The organism is Streptomyces sp. NPDC059649, from assembly GCF_042734445.1.
Taxonomy (GTDB): Bacteria; Actinomycetota; Actinomycetes; order Streptomycetales; family Streptomycetaceae; genus Streptomyces.
In genome coordinates this window covers 19,901-34,501 of the sequence record NZ_JBHWDV010000062.1, presented here as the reverse complement: position 1 = coordinate 34,501, position 14,601 = coordinate 19,901, and the positions used below count along the sequence as shown (strand labels likewise).

General features: G+C 73.3%; 13 protein-coding genes. 4 read left to right on the top strand and 9 right to left on the bottom strand.

The annotated features are described in order from the left end of the window. Positions 1-265 precede the first annotated feature (265 nt). Positions 266-1,279, bottom strand: coding sequence for a 2-hydroxyacid dehydrogenase (locus ACFV1J_RS35650; protein ID WP_385865326.1), 1,014 nt, complete (start codon positions 1,277-1,279; stop codon positions 266-268). 33 nt (positions 1,280-1,312) lie between these two features. Then, positions 1,313-2,482, bottom strand: a complete 1,170-nt coding sequence (locus ACFV1J_RS35645) for a lactate 2-monooxygenase (RefSeq protein WP_385865324.1) — start codon at positions 2,480-2,482, stop codon at positions 1,313-1,315. A 175-nt stretch (positions 2,483-2,657) separates the two neighbouring features. Between ACFV1J_RS35645 and ACFV1J_RS35640 the strand changes: the two genes are divergently transcribed. Beyond that, positions 2,658-3,863 (top strand): PucR family transcriptional regulator, encoded by a 1,206-nt coding sequence (locus tag ACFV1J_RS35640; RefSeq protein WP_385865322.1) that lies wholly within the window; start codon positions 2,658-2,660, stop codon positions 3,861-3,863. A 427-nt stretch (positions 3,864-4,290) separates the two neighbouring features. Continuing rightward, positions 4,291-5,370 carry a sugar ABC transporter substrate-binding protein gene (locus tag ACFV1J_RS35635; protein WP_385865320.1) on the top strand — a complete coding sequence of 360 codons (1,080 nt, stop codon included), beginning with the start codon at positions 4,291-4,293 and terminating at the stop codon, positions 5,368-5,370. A gap of 91 nt (positions 5,371-5,461) precedes the next feature. Here ACFV1J_RS35635 and ACFV1J_RS35630 read toward each other — a convergent pair whose 3' ends face one another. Together ACFV1J_RS35630 and ACFV1J_RS35625 are read right to left on the bottom strand one after the other, a co-directional pair. After that, positions 5,462-6,238 (bottom strand): HAD family hydrolase, encoded by a 777-nt coding sequence (locus tag ACFV1J_RS35630; RefSeq protein WP_385865317.1) that lies wholly within the window; start codon positions 6,236-6,238, stop codon positions 5,462-5,464. Between the two features lie 52 nt (positions 6,239-6,290). Then, positions 6,291-6,770, bottom strand: a complete 480-nt coding sequence (locus ACFV1J_RS35625; protein ID WP_385865315.1) for an Lrp/AsnC family transcriptional regulator — start codon at positions 6,768-6,770, stop codon at positions 6,291-6,293. Between the two features lie 327 nt (positions 6,771-7,097). Here ACFV1J_RS35625 and ACFV1J_RS35620 point away from each other — a divergent pair, with 327 nt between their 5' ends. Then, the gene (locus tag ACFV1J_RS35620) at positions 7,098-8,603 is read left to right on the top strand and encodes an FUSC family protein (protein ID WP_385865313.1); all 1,506 of its coding nucleotides are present in this window, start codon (positions 7,098-7,100) and stop codon (positions 8,601-8,603) included. Positions 8,604-8,815: 212 nt separating this feature from the next. Further along, positions 8,816-9,910 carry a lactonase family protein gene (locus ACFV1J_RS35615; protein WP_385865311.1) on the top strand — a complete coding sequence of 365 codons (1,095 nt, stop codon included), beginning with the start codon at positions 8,816-8,818 and terminating at the stop codon, positions 9,908-9,910. A gap of 30 nt (positions 9,911-9,940) precedes the next feature. Here the strand turns inward: ACFV1J_RS35615 and ACFV1J_RS35610 are convergent, their stop codons facing one another. From ACFV1J_RS35610 to ACFV1J_RS35590, 5 genes are all read right to left on the bottom strand, one after another. Then, the gene (locus ACFV1J_RS35610; RefSeq protein WP_385865309.1) at positions 9,941-10,282 is read right to left on the bottom strand and encodes a nuclear transport factor 2 family protein; all 342 of its coding nucleotides are present in this window, start codon (positions 10,280-10,282) and stop codon (positions 9,941-9,943) included. A 276-nt stretch (positions 10,283-10,558) separates the two neighbouring features. Then, positions 10,559-11,515, bottom strand: coding sequence for a sirohydrochlorin chelatase (locus ACFV1J_RS35605; RefSeq protein WP_385865307.1), 957 nt, complete (start codon positions 11,513-11,515; stop codon positions 10,559-10,561). Between the two features lie 95 nt (positions 11,516-11,610). Continuing rightward, positions 11,611-12,612 (bottom strand): N-acetylglucosamine kinase, encoded by a 1,002-nt coding sequence (locus tag ACFV1J_RS35600; RefSeq protein ID WP_385865304.1) that lies wholly within the window; start codon positions 12,610-12,612, stop codon positions 11,611-11,613. Then, entirely contained in the window at positions 12,605-13,672 is a 1,068-nt protein-coding gene (locus ACFV1J_RS35595; protein WP_385865302.1) for a phospholipid scramblase-related protein, read from the bottom strand. The genes ACFV1J_RS35600 and ACFV1J_RS35595 overlap by 8 nt, the downstream gene beginning before the upstream one ends. 23 nt (positions 13,673-13,695) lie before the next feature. Continuing rightward, a complete protein-coding gene (locus ACFV1J_RS35590; RefSeq protein WP_385865300.1) occupies positions 13,696-14,373 on the bottom strand; it encodes a uracil-DNA glycosylase in 678 nt (225 codons plus the stop codon). Positions 14,374-14,601: the final 228 nt, after the last annotated feature.

The following is a 14,601-nucleotide window of genomic DNA, read 5'->3' as shown; positions in this document are numbered from 1 at the left end:
CCCACCAACGGGAGGGGACAGACCGGAGGACGAAGTCTGTAGGGCTGTCACCGCACCCAAAAACACCACGCCCGCCGCCAGGCGCAACGGCGAGAAGCCCCACGGCGGGAAAGCCGACAACGTGCGGGGCGCCGCACAGCGCAACGGCGAGCGAGCCCCGCGGCGGGACGGCCAGGTACGTGGGAGGCGCCGCAAAGCGGCAACGGCGAGCAACCTCGACGGCGGGACGGCCAGGTACGTGGGGAGGCGCCGCAAGGTATCGACGCTAGCCGACGACATCGGACAACCGCTTGCCCTCCAGATGGCTGATCACGTTCTGGACGGCCGCCAGGGCGATGCGGACGAGGGTTTCGCGGGTGACGCCCGCTACGTGGGGGGAGAGGACGACGTTCGGGGCCTTGAGGAGGCGGAGGGCCGCGGTCGGCGGTTCGGGGTCGAAGACGTCGATACCGGCGCCGGCCAGCGCCCCGGCGGCCAGCGCATCCGCGAGCGCGTCCTGGTCGATCAGGGCACCCCGCGCCGTGTTGATGACGAAGGCGCTCGGCTTCAGGAGCGCCAGCCGCTCCGCGTCGAGGAGGTGCCGGGTCGCCTCCGTGAGCGGGGCGTGCAGGGAGACGTAGTCCGAGGTGCGGAGCAGCTCGTCCAGGTCCACATGGCGGGCCCCGCCGAGCCGGGCCGCGGTCTCCGGGTCGACCGGCCTCGGCCCGGCGTAGACGATGCTCATCTCGAACGCGACGGCGCGCCGCGCCACCTCCGCGCCGATGTGGCCCAGGCCGACGATGCCGAGGGTCTTCCCGGACAGTTCGGTGATCGACTGCTGCAGACGCGGCAGCGCCCAGTCCGCCTCGGTCAGCGCCGTATGCGCGGGAACCAGCTGCTTCGCGAGCGCGAGCATCAGGGCGAAGGTCTGCTCGGCCACGTTCTGCTTCTCGGCGCCGCTGGAGCCGATGTTGCAGACCGGGACGCCCCGGTCGCGCGCGGCGTCCAGATCGACGTAGTCGAAGCCGTGGCTGGCGCACTGGACCAGCTCCAACTCCGGTGCGGCGGCGAGGTGTTCGGCACTCACGGGGGCGAGGCCGGTGATGATGACGTGTGCCGCGGCCAGCGCCGCGGGGTCCTCGTCGGTGCTCTCGACGACGGTGACGTGGGCCTGGCCGGGAAAGACGCCGGCCAGCGCGGTGCCGGCGGCGCGGCCGCCCACGTGCGGGGAGATGACGGCGAGGACGTTCTTCATGGCGGGCCTCTCGGTGTCGGGCGCGGTGTGCGCCGTGGTGGTCATGCGGAGGGTGGGTGGGTGCGTCGGCGCGGAGCGCTACGCGGACGCGGTGGTGAGGTCGTCGGCGGTCAGCGTGGAGGGGCGGGCGTGCCCGGACAGCGCGAGGGTGAGGTCGAACTCGGCGAGCAGACAGCGGATGACGTGCTCGACGCCGGCCTGGCCGTCGAGGCCGAGACCGTAGGCGTACGGGCGCCCGACCAGCACCGTCCTCGCGCCGAGTGCCAGCGCCTTGACGATGTCGTCGCCGGTGCGGATACCGCTGTCGAAGAGCACGGTGAGCCGGTCGCCGGCCGCCTCGACGACGCGGGGCAGCGCGTCCGCGGCGGCGACCGAGCCCGCCACCTGTCGGCCGCCGTGGTTGGAGACGACCACGCCGTCCATGCCGGCCTCGGCCGCCCGCAGCGCGTCGTCCGGGTGCAGGATGCCCTTGAGCACGATCGGGCCGTCCCAGTTCTCCCGCAGGAACGAAAGGTCGGGCCAGGTCTTGGCGGGATCGGCGAACATCCCCACGAAGTGCCGTACGGCCGCGTTCGGATCCTCGTGGACCGGCTTGGCGAGCCCGGCCCGGAACGCGGGGTCGGAGAAGTAGTTGGCGGTGCCCACCCCGTGCAGGAACGGCAGGTACGCCTGGTCGAGGTCGCGCGGCCGCCAGGCGAGGAGCGGGGTGTCGAGGGTGACGAACAGCGCGGTGAAACCGGCCGCCTTCGCCCGTGCGAGGAAGCTCCTGGTGACCTCGCGGTCCTTCGCCCAGTACAGCTGGAACCACCGCTCCCCGTCACCCATCGCCTCGGCGACCTCCTCCATGGGGGTGCTGGAGGCGGAGGAGAGGACGTACGGGACGCCGTGCGCGGCGGCGGCCCGGGCGGCGGCGGGCTCGGCGTCCGGATGCAGGATCGACAGCACCCCGACCGGGGCGAGCGCCATCGGCGCCGGCAGCCGGCGGCCCAACACCTCGACGGACAGGTCGCGTTCGTGCACCTCGCGGAGCATCCGCGGGACGATCCGCCGGCGGTCCAGGGCGGCCCGGTTGGCGGCCGCGGTGCTGCCGTTGCCCGCACTGCCCGCCACGTAACCGACCGGGCCGGGGCCCAATCGCTGCTCGGTGAGCTCCTCCAGCCGGGTCAGATCGGTCGGCAGCCGGGGTACCGCGCCCGACATGCCGTTCAGATAGATCTCGTACTGGAAGTCCGCCCAGTGCTTCGCCATCCGGCCGTTCCGCCTCTCGTGCGCTGCTCGCGTCTTCTTGGGGCCCACGGGTCCGATGCGTCCGGGTGTCCGCGGCGACCGGTGGTCCGTCGGGCCGTCCCCGCGATCCTGGCGACAGTGACAAGATCCGTCCACGGTGGTGCGCACATTCTTCCGCTGCGACCATCACCCTGTGATGAACGACCGCGAGCGGATCCGGCAGGAGCTGACCGCCACTTCCCGGGTCGTCGACGCCATCGTCGATGCGGTGCATGCGCAGGTCCCGGCGTATACGGCGCTCGACGACCGCCGGCTCCCGGAGGTGCGGGCGATCGCCGCCTGGGCGCTGGACCGGCTGCTGTACCTCTGGGCGACGGACGGCGTGCTGACGCCGGCCGATCTGCGCCGGTTCCGCGGTATCGCGGCGGCCCGGGCCGCCGACGGCCGCCCCGTACAGGCCGTGCTGCGGGCGTACCGGGTCGCGGCGACCGTCATCGCGGACGAGATCGCGGTCTGCGCGCCCCGGCCCACCGCCGAGGACGCCTTCGCCCTGACCCGGATGCTGCTGACCGCGCTGGACACCCTCGCCGAAGAGATGGCCGGGACCTACGCCGCCGCGAACGAGGACCTCGCGGGGGACCGCGACCGGGCGCTCCGGCTGCTCCTCGACGATCTGATCGCCGGGCGGCACGCCTCCATCGGCGCCCTGACCGGCCGCGCCGCCCGCCTGGGCGTCCAACTCCCGGACCGCTACTGCCTGTTGGTGGCCGAGCCGGTGGCAGCGGCCGAACCGGTCCACCCGGCGGGTGGGGACAGCGGGCCGGCCGTCTGTGCGGAACTGGCGGACGCACTGCTCGCGGCACTGACCGGTCACGGGGGAGCGGGCGTCTCCGAGGTCACCGCGCTGGCGACGGTACGGGGCTCCCGCGTCGTCCTGCTGCTCCCGGCCGGTGCCGAGGAGGCCGCGCCCGCGGCGCTGCAGGAGCGCGCCCTGCGCGGCTGTGCGATCTCGGGGGAGAGTCTGGAGCGGATCGCCGTGGCCCACCGCCTCGCGACCGATGCCCTGGACACCGCCCCCGCGCACGCCCACCACCCCTCACGTCTCCTCACCGACGGGGACGCGCAGGTCCTCGCGCTCCTCGCCGGCCGTCCCGCCACCACCCCCGACCAGATCGCCAGGGTGCTGCTCGGCCCGCTCGGGCACCCCGGCCGGCGGCACCTCCTGGACGCGCTCACCGCCTACCTCGACACCGGCTCCGCGAACGCCGCCGCCCGGCGGCTGGGCCTGCATCCGCAGTCGCTGCGCTACCGCCTGCGCCGCATCGGCGAGCTCACCGGACGCGATCCCCGCGACCCCTGGCAGCGCCTCACCCTGGACATCGCCCGGACCATCGGCCACTGACCGCCCGTCGGCACATGACACTTTCGGCGTGAAGGTGATTTCACCGAAATCGGTGCGGTGCGGCGCGAAAGCCCCCCGGAAACCGCCTCTTTCGCCAATCGGACGTTTCCCGGCAATAGCTCGCCATGGGTAATCAGTCGACAAATGGGTGTGAGTCGCCGTCTCGGTGTACATAACAGCGAAGTCGATGTTCACTCACAGTGATCGACTAACTCCGGGCCGGACAAGGCAGGTTGAAGTCATTGCGGCTCCATAAAGGGCCGAGTGTTCACTCGGAGTGGTCGTCGCCGTTCCTCCGTTCGAAGCTGCGAGTGACCCTTCGCTTTCATATCGTTATTGCTTCGATTCTTGACGATCAGGCAGGTGGTGGCGTTCACTTCAGCCGTTCTGGGCCGGGTCAGGCGGCCCCATGGGAGGTACCGAAAAAATGAATGCAATAATGCGGCGTGCGCTCACCGGCGCAATGGCGCTTTCGCTGGCGGCGCCATTGGCGGCCTGCGGCCAAGATCACCAGGACGCGGGTGCCGGCAAGGACTCCATCGGTCTGCTCCTCCCGGAGAACAAAGCGGACCGCTATGAGAAGTTCGACCGCCGCATCATTACCTCCCGGGTGTCCTCCCTCTGCCTCGAATGCACGGTGGATTACGGCAACGCCGAGCAGCAAGTCGACACCCAGAAAAGGCAGTTCGACGCCCTGGTGAAGAAGGGCGTCAAGGTCATCATCCTCGACCCGGTCGACTCCCAGGCGGCCAAGAGCTGGGTGGACGCGGCCGCCAAGAAGGGCGTCAAGGTCATCGCCTACGACCGGCTCGCCGAGGGCGACGTCGCGGCATATGTCTCCTACGACAACGAGAAGATCGGCCGGCTCCAGGGACAGGGCATTCTCGACGCCCTCGGATCACAGGCGGCCGGCGCCGACATCGTCATGATGAACGGCTCGCCGACCGACCCGAATGCGCCGGCCTACAAGAAGGGCGCGCATGACGTCCTCGACGGCAAGATCCACAAGATCGTTTATGAGAAGGACATCCCCGACTGGTCCGCGGTGACCGCGAAGAAGAAGATGTCCGACGTCATCGAGGCGCGCGGCCCGCAGGGATTCGACGCGGTCTACTCCGCCAACGACGGTATGGCCGGCGGTATCGCCGAGGCACTGAAGTCGGCGGGCCTCAAGAACATTCCGCTCGGTGGCCAGGACGCCGAACTCCCCGCCCTCCAGCGGGTGGTCGCCGGCACCCAGTCCTTCACCATTTACAAGGAAGTCCGGCCGGAAGCCGAAACGGCAGCAGAAATCGCCTTCCGGCTGCTGCGCGGCAAGAAGATCAGCTCGCTGACCTCCACCGTCGTGACCAGCAGCAGCAAGGCGGGCATTCCGGCCCGGCTGTTCAAGGCGCAGCTCGTCGACCGGAAGAACATGAAGAACACCGTCGTCCGTGACGGCGTGGTCCGGGTCGATCTGCTCTGCGCCGACCTCGCCTCGGCCTGCAAGTCGCTCGGCCTGGAGTGACCCCGCCGGACGCCCGGTGACCGAAGACGGCCACGCTCCGCGCCACAGACCGGCCGGAGCGTGGCCGTCCGGCACGTCGTCAGGACGGTCGTCAGGACGGCGTCGCGGTGTCCCCCGCCGGGTCCTCCACCGCTTCCTTCAGCGGCTGCCCCACCGTCCGCCCCAGCCACGCGTACGCGGCCCGGGCGGTGAACTCCCGCTGGCCGCCCCGGAACAGCAGCCCGGCGCCCGCGAACCCCGGGTCGTCGGCCGTACCGCTCACATACGGGACCGCGATGCACCGCATTCCGGCCCGGGCGGCCGCGAGCGCACCGGGCGCCGCGTCCTCCAGCACCACACAGTCCGCGGGCGCGACCCCCAGCCGGCGCGCCGCCTCCAGGAACACATCCGGTTCCGGCTTGCCGTGCGCCACCTCCTCCGCCGAGACGACCGTGGCCAGCGGCCCGTCGAGCCCCGTTCCCGCCAGCACCGCCTCGATCGCGGCCCGCGAGGAACCGGATGCCACCGCCATCGGATGCCCGGCCGCCGACAGCCGCCCGACGAAGCGGCGCATCTCCGGGAAGACCTCGGTGTGCGCCCGCGCCAGCTCCAGATAGAGCCGGTTCTTGCCCGCGAGCAGCTCGTCCAGGGGTGCGTCGATCCCGAACTCCGCGCGGAGGATCTCCAGCGTCTCCCGGGTCCCGATGCCGATGAACCGGGCGTGCTGCTCCCAGCTGAAGTCCGGCACGCCGTAACCGGCCAGCAGCCGGCGCCCCGCCTCGTAGTAGTTCGGCTCGCTGTCCACCAGCGTGCCGTCGAGGTCGAAGATCACCGGGGCGGGCGGGCCGGGAGTGCCGGGTGTGAGAGGGGGGGCGGGGGAGGCGCTCATGCCCTCCAGCATGCCAAGAGGCTCCCGCCGGACGGCCGACCGCCGGCCCGGCTCACCGCGGGCGCGCGGTCCCGCCCACGTCCTCCACCAACGGCAGCATCCGGTGCGGCACCCGCTCGCGCAGCGCCATCTCCGTCCGCGTACGGACCACCCCCGGCAGGCTGATCAGCCGCTGGATCACGTCCTCCAGATGCGCCGCGTCCCGGGCCACCACCCGGGTCAGCAGATCGCCGCCGCCGGTCGTCGAGAACGCCTCGATGATCTGCGGCACCTCCGCGAGCGCGTCGGCCACCTCCTCCAGGTGGCCCTGGGTGACCTCGATGTGCACGAAGGCGAGCAGCGGATGGCCGAGCGCGGCCGGCGACAGCCGCGGCCCGTACGCCGTGATCACGCCGTCCCGCTCCAACCGGTCGAGCCGCGCCTGTACGGTGCCCCGCGCCACACCGAGCAGCCGGGCGTACTCCCGCACGCTGGTGCGCGGCTGCTCCAGCAGCAGCCGAAGGATCTTGGCGTCCAGGGCGTCCACGGGCACGGTCCACGGCCTCCTCACGGTCGGCGGACTCTGCCGGTGAATGTACCAATGGCCCAGCATCCGGGCCGCCGGTCGAGCCGGTTGCCGAGCTGACGCCCCATCCCCTGCAGGGCACCGGCCAGCGCCGACAGGACGGGTGCCGCCCCGCGCGGCCCGGCCATTGGACCTCCGCCGAAGCGGAATGGATGCCACCGGATGGGCCAATGGCCCAGCCTTTTCGGCCCCTGTTGAGCCATTCGCTCCAGAGATGCTCTGATGGGGGTGTCGATGGCGCTGCGGATTCCGCGGCGCCTTTGTCATGTCGGACCGTCGAAGGGTGGGGAAGCAGTGCTGAAGAGGGTGTTCGTGGCTCCGGACCCGGGGCGGCTGCGGTTGCGCAGCGCCGTGCGGGCCGTCCTCGGCATCGGCCTGGCGGTGGCCGTCTGCGGTCTGGCCGGGCATTCCCTGGTCGCCGCCGTCACCGGCGGACTCGCCGCACTCCTCGCCCTCTTCACCGTCACCGACACCACGGTCCGCGGCCAGGCCGTCACCACCCTGCTGCTGCCCGCCGTCGGCTTCCCGGTGCTCGCGATCGCCGCGGAGCTGGGCGACCTCCCGCCGGCCCGGGACGCGGCCTTCCTCGCGATCATGGGCCTGGGCGTCCACGCCCGCCGCTGGGGCCCGCGCGGCCACGCCCTCGGGGTGTTCGCGTTCATGATGTTCTTCGCCTCGCAGTTCCTGCACACCGTGCCCGGTCAGCTCGTCGAGCTCTACGGTGCCGTCGCCCTGTCGATCGCGACGTCCTCCGCCGTCCGGTTCGGGCTCTGGTGCTACGAGCGGAAGCTGCCGCCGGCCGCCGCGCCCACGCCGCCGTCCGGGACCGGGCTGGCCCGTACCACCACCCGCCAGGCGATCCAGGCGACGGTCGGTGGCGGCTTCGCCCTGCTCGCCGGCCAGCTGCTCTCCGACCAGCGCTGGTACTGGGCCGTGGGCGCCACCTGGTGGATCTTCGTGAACACCGCCTCCCGGGGCGAGACCCTGGTCCGCGGTTTCCGCCGGGTCCTCGGCACCGTCCTCGGCATCGCCGCCGGGGCGGTCGTGGCCATCCCCCTGCACGGCGCCGCCGTTCCCTCCGTGGCCCTGATCGCCCTCTGCGTCTTCGGGATCTTCTACACCGCCCCGGTCTCGTACACCTGGATGATGTTCGCGGTGACGGTGATGGCCGGGCTGCTCTACGGGCTCCTCGGGGTCCTGAACCAGGACCTGCTGACCCTCCGGCTCGCCGAGACCGGTGTCGGGGCGCTCGGTGCCGTACTGGCCGTCCTGTTCGTCCTGCCGGTGACCACGCACGCCACCACGGACGCCTGGATCGAGCGCGCCCTGCGCTGTGTGCACACCTGCGCCACCGAGGCCGCCGCCCGCCTCGCCGGTTCGGAGACCGCCGATCCCACCCCGCGGATCGCCGAACTGGAGCTGCTGCTGGGCCGGGTCCGGCTCTCCCTCGCCCCGCTCGTGCATCCGCTGAGCCCGCTGCGCGGCCGCAAGGAGAAGGCGCGCCGGGTGCTGGCGCTGCTCGACGACTGCGCCCGGGAGGTCCGCGGCCTCGCCTCGATCGCCGCGGACCCGGAGGCCTCGCACGACGACCGGCTGGCCGCCGCCTGCTGGCGGGTGGAGGCCGCCGTGGAGGCCCTCACCACACCGGGCCGGGCCCGCGCCGCCACCGAGACCGGGACGGTCCCCGAGCACGCGGTGCCCGAGCCCGCCCTGGCCCATCTGCACGGCCTGGAACGGGCCCTGTCCGACCTGGCCGCCCCCCTCCGCACCACCCGCCCCTCCCCGCTCGCCGGCGCCTGAGGACGGGCGGCCCCGCCCGCCGGAGCCGTACTGACGGAGTCCGTACGGGGGGAGTCGGTACCGGCGGGGTCCGTACTGGCGGTGTCCGTACGGGCGGAGCCGTACCGCCGGTGTCCGTACTGGCGTGTCCGCCCCGCCCCGCGGTAAGGGATACGTACGCCGGGTGCGGGAACCACCCGGCGCGCAACGGCCGGCGGACGAAGGGTGGAGCGGTGACGAACGGTGCGGCGGCGGACGCAGGGGACGCGCAGGCGGAGGGGGCGGCGCCGGGGCGGCGGGCGTACATCGGGTCGTTCACCGCGAACGGGGGACGCGGGATCACCACCGCGGCGGTCGACCCGGAGTCGGGGGCGCTCACCGTGCTGCACTCCACCGACGCCGTCCCCAACCCCTCCTATCTGGTGCCGGACCCCGACGGCCGGTGGCTGTACGCGGTCAGTGAGACCGCCGACGGGGCCGCGGCCGCCTTCGCCCTCACGCCCGGCGGGCAGCCCGAACTGCTCGGCCCCGCCGTCCCCGTAGGAGGCGCCGACCCGACCCACCTCACCCTGGTGGAGGGCCGTCTGGCCACCGCCAACTACAGCTCCGGCAGCGTCAGTGCGCTCCCGGTGGGCGAGGACGGTTCGCTCGGCGGCACCGCCGGAGTGCTCGCCCATGAGGGCAGCGGACCGCATGCCGACCGCCAGGAGGGGCCGCACGCCCATGCCGTCGCCCCCGCGCCGGACGGGCGGTGGCTGCTCAGCGTCGACCTGGGCACCGACTCCGTGCGGATCTGCACGTTCGCCGACCCGGCCGCCGAGGCGCCGGACGTGCACGACGAGGTGCCGCTCCGGCCCGGCAGCGGACCGCGCCATCTCGCCTTCCATCCGCACGGCCACCACGTCTACGTCATCCACGAACTCGACCCCGTGGTGACGGTCTGCCGGTGGGACGGGGCGCGCGGAGCCCTGACACCGCTCGGTGAATGCCGGCTGCTGCCGGAGGGGGCGGAGGCGGCCGGAACGTACCCCTCCGGACTGGTCGTCTCTCCGGACGGACGGTTCGCCTGGGCCGCCAACCGGGGCCACGACAGCCTCTCCGTGCTCGCCCTCGACCCGTCGGGCGGCGCGGCGACCCTGGTCACCACCGTGCCCTGCGGCGGCCGGTGGCCGCGCGCCCTGGCGCTGCACCCCGACGGCCGGCACCTCTACGTGGCCAACGAGCGCTCCGGCGACGTCACCTGGTTCACCGTCGACCCGGTCACCGGGGTCCCGGTGCGGGGCGGTGCGATCGAGGCGCCGGCTGCTTCCTGCGTCGTTTTCGTCTGAGGGCGGCCGGGTGGCCACCGGACCGGCCCTTCACTCCCGCGGGAAACGGCCGCCGAAGTACACCTGGGCCTCCACGATCCGGCAGTCCCGCACCGTCTGCACCTCGACGTTGCGGTGCCGTTCACCGGTCGTCAGCTCGTACTCGTAGCGGACGTAGACCTGTTCGCCGTCGATCTCCACCGCGTCCAGGATCTCCTGGTGGCGCAGCCGGTCCGCCGTCGGGAAGCACACCTCCAGGAAGGTGGCCCGGTCGATGTGGTCGTCCTGGGGGCTGGTGAAGACGAAGTCGTCGGCGAGCAGCCGCTCGATGGCGTCGCGGTCCTGAGCGAGGTAAGCGGCGAAACCGGCTCGGACGATGTCGAGGTTCGACATGGGCCTCCTTCGCGTACGGGTGGGCGCCCGGGAGGGGCCGTGCGGGGTCCTCTCGCGAGCGTACGGCTCGCCGGGGCACCGTGCCGCACCTGCCGCGCTCGCGGGCCGTCTGGCGGGCGCCTGCGCCGCTCACGGCGGGAACCGGACCGCTGCCCTCCGCCCGGGCGGCGTGCCGTCCACCCGCAAAGGGCGAAGGGCCGCCTCCGCACGCAGCGTGCGGGGACGGCCCCTGACCGGTACCGGGTACCGGTATGGCGTTTCGGTTCGTTCGGTCCGCTAGCGGACCGGGACGCCCGGCGTCTGCGTCGGGAGGGTGATGCCCACCGCCGCCGCGTAGTTGGAGAGCACCAGCCGGCCCACCGCGCCGTACGCGCCCAGCGACTCGGCCGACGCGCAGCCCGCCTCCGCCGCGGCCGCCCCCACCAGGCCGTCGGCGATCTCCGGGCCGATCAGGTACGGAGCCAGCGCCAGCTGCTGCGAACCGGACTCGCGCAGCTGCTCGGCCGTACGGGAGATGGCGCCCTCCTCGTCGAGCGCGGCGGCCAGCACCGGCACCGCGAGCCGCGCGGACAGCAGCATGCCGGTGATCCCGGCGGCCTGCACGGCCTCCTCGCCGCCGACGGTGGCGAGGATGATGCCGTCCGCGGCCGTCGCGACCGTGAACAGCCGGGCCCGGTCGGCGCGCGCCAGACCGGCCTCGGAGAGCCGGACGTGCAGGGCCTCGGCGAGCAGCGGGTGCGGGCCGAGGACGTCGGTCAGCTCGGCGCCCGAGCCGCTGTTCATCATGGCCTGGCGTATCCGGCGCAGCAGCGCGCTGTCCGGGCCGGCCAGCAGCGGGACGACCACGGCGACCGGGCCGGGGTCCTCCTGGCCGTCGGCGCTCTCCCGGGCCCTGCGCTCGGCGGCGGCCTTCGCCAGCACCGCTTCGAGCGACGGGAACTCGTCGTCACCGCCGTCGACGTAGCCGATCCGGGCGTCCAGACCGGGGAGTTCGGAGCGGGCGATGCTGGAGACCTCCTCCGCCAGGCTGCGCGCGGCGGAGGAAGGGGTGCCGGGCACGGCCAGCACCAGGGTGGGTGCGCCCTCGGGTGCGGCGAGGGGTTCCGGCCTGCGGTGGCGGCCGGACTGCCGCGCGCGCGGCATGCGTACGGGCAGGCCGGGTGCGCCTCCCGGGCTCGGGGGTGCGGCGTCAAAATGGGGCGAGCCAGGTGCGGGCCCAGTGGGGGAACTCATGGCGCCGCATGCTAACGCCTCGGACCCCCCGCCCGCGGAGGGAGGGTTCGGTGCCGAGGTATCCGTCCCGATTTATCCCGCGCGTCATGGTCGTGCTACCCCGGCGCAGGCCGTGTGATCTGCAACAACTTCCCATCGGCGGGGAGTTTCAGCCGGTCGCCGGCGAGCGCCGCGGCGAGGGTCAGCGCCCCGTCGAGCGGGGTCCCGGCGGCGGGCGTCAGCGGGGCGTCCGGCAGCCGTTCGGCGAGCGCGGTGCGCAGCGGGGCCAGCAACGGTTCGCCGAGGCCGAACAGCCCGCCGGTGCACGCCACCGCGCGGCCGGCGCCCGGCGGGCAGACCGCGGCCGCGGCATCGGCGATATGGCCCGCGGCGGCGTCCAGGATGCCCCGCGCCACCGGGTCGTCCGCCGCGGCGCACCGGCCCACCTCGGGCGCGAACGAGGCGAGGACGGCGGGCCGGTCGGAGCGCGGGTAGAGCGCCCCGGGCAGCCCGGTGACCGGGCCGAACACCGCCTCCGCGCGCGCCAGGAGGGCGGCCGAACCGCCCGGCCGGCCGTCGTACGCGCGCAGTGCGGCCTCCAGGCCGGCCCGGCCGATCCAGGCGCCGCTGCCGCAGTCGCCCAGCAGATGGCCCCAGCCGTCCGCGCGGCGCCAGCCCGCCCCGGTCAGGTCCGTGCCGAGCGCGATCATGCCGGTGCCCGCGGCGACCACGGCGCCGGGCCGCTGCCCGAGCGCACCGGCGTACGCGGTCACGGCGTCGGCGGCGAGGGCGAGCCCGCGCACCCTGTACGCGGCGGCCAGCGCGCCGGGCAGTCGGGCGCGCAGATCGTCGCCCAGGGAGGCCATACCGGCGGCGCCGACACACACGGCCGGGAAGTCCCGCGACCCCACCTCCTGCGCCAACTCCTCGGCCAGCGGCAGGAGTTGGGAGAGTAGATGGTCCGCGTCGATCCCGGCGGGGCCGGTGCGCACCGGTTCGCGGGAGGTGCGGACGGCCAGGGGCCGCGCCGCGGCGTCGCCGGCGCGGGCCACCGCGATCCGCAGCCCCGAGCCACCGGAGTCGACGCCGAGGACATGGCCGCCGGAGGTGTCAGCCAAGGCCCCGGGCGTCCTGCTTGAGGGCGGTGTCGACGGTCAGGGCCGTGGCGACGACGAGGCTCAGCAGCGGATCGGGCAGCTGCTGGTGGATCTGCAGCACGTAGTTGTCGGCGGTGGTGAACATCGTCTTGGCGAGGCCCTCCCAGGTCTTGGTGATCCGGGCGATCTCGGTGTCGGCGTGGTCCACGATGGCGAAGTTCCAGGCCCGCCAGTTCTCGGCCTTGATGGCGCCGATCTGCTGGCCGTTCACCATCATCCCGAAGTTGATCTTCCCGATGGCGTTCTGCTGGACGATCTCGCCGACCGGTGAGCCGTCCGGACGCTCCACGATGACGCGGGACTTGATCAGCTTCGCGGGCCGGGTCAGCACCAGCTGCGGCTGGCCGTAGGCGTCCCGGATCTCCAGCTTGTGGGTCATGTACTGGTCCAGGCTGGAGACCACCCGCAGCACCTTCTTGGCCGTGCTCTGGCCGACCTGGACGACCGCGCCCAGGGTGTTGCCGTGCTGGTCGAAGACGCTGTACTCGTTGGTGACCTCAATGAGCTTGGCCTTCTGATTGACCACCAGCACCGGCTCGGTGAACAGCGTCCCGCCGCCCGGGCCCGTCGGCGCCGCCCCCGCCTGCTGCTGCACCTGGTGCGGTACGCCGGCGCCGGCGTACGGGCCGGGCTGCTGGTGACCGGGCATCGACTGCTGGCCGTACGGCTGCTGCACCGGCTGGCCGGGACCGGGCTGGCCGTGGCCCTGCGGACCGGGACCGGGCTGGCCGTACGGGGCGCCGCCCTGCGGCTGGCCGGGGTACGGGGCCTGGCCCGGGGCGTGCTGCTGCGGCGCCTGTTGCGGGGCCGTCTGCTGCTGGGCGGCCGGCTGGGCCTGCTGGGCCGGGGCGTACTGCGCTTGCGGCTGCTGGGGGCCGGGCTGTGCGGTCCGGTCCTGGGGCGCCGGCTGCTGGCCCGGGTGGGTGTGCGCCGTCCACTGGGACCCGTCCCACCAGCGGAGTTGGTGGGGGGTGCCCTGCGGGTCGGCATACCAACCCGCAGGGATGTTCGCATTCGTCATGCCGGGAACACTATCGCCCGGGGTCAGGGCAGCCTCCAGTCGACGGGCGCCGCGCCCTGCCGGGCCAACAGGTCGTTCGCCCGGCTGAACGGCCGGGAGCCGAAGAAGCCGCGGTCGGCGGACATCGGGGAGGGGTGCGCGGACTCGATGGCCGGCAGGTCGCCCAGCAGCGGCCGCAGGTTGCGTGCGTCGCGCCCCCACAGGACCGACACCAGCGGACGGCCGCGGGCCACCAGCGCGCGGATGGCCTGCTCGGTGACCTCTTCCCAGCCCTTGCCGCGGTGCGCGGCGGGCTTGCGCGGCGCCGTCGTCAGCGCTCTGTTCAGCAGCAGGACGCCCTGGCGCGTCCACGGGGTCAGATCGCCGTTCGACGGCCGGGGCAGGCCGAGGTCGGAGTGCAGCTCGCGGAAGATGTTCTCCAGGCTTCCGGGCAGCGGACGGACGTCCGGCGCCACCGAGAAGCTGAGCCCGACCGCATGCCCCGGAGTGGGGTAGGGGTCCTGTCCGACGATGAGCACCCGTACCTCGTCGAACGGCTGCTGGAAGGCGCGCAGCACGTTGCTGCCGGCCGGCAGATAGGTCCGCCCCTGGGCGATCTCCGCCCGCAGGAAATCGCCCATCGCGGCGATCCGGTCGGCGACGGGCTCCAGCGCTTTGGCCCAGCCTGATTCGACGATGTCTTGAAGAGGTCGTGCAGCCACGGGCTCACCCTACTGGCCGAAGGCCCGTCCCCTTCAATTTCCGTTCCTCTTCCGTTCCTCGACGAACCGGTCCCGGCCGGCCACGCACGGCCCACACCCGGCGCGCCCCAACCGCCGTACGCCGCCGGGCCGTTCGCTCTCCCTCTGTGTGATGCCACGGTGTCACCGCTCGCCCGTCGCTCAGACACCCTTGCTCAGCCACCTCCTTGCTCAACGCACTCCTTCCCA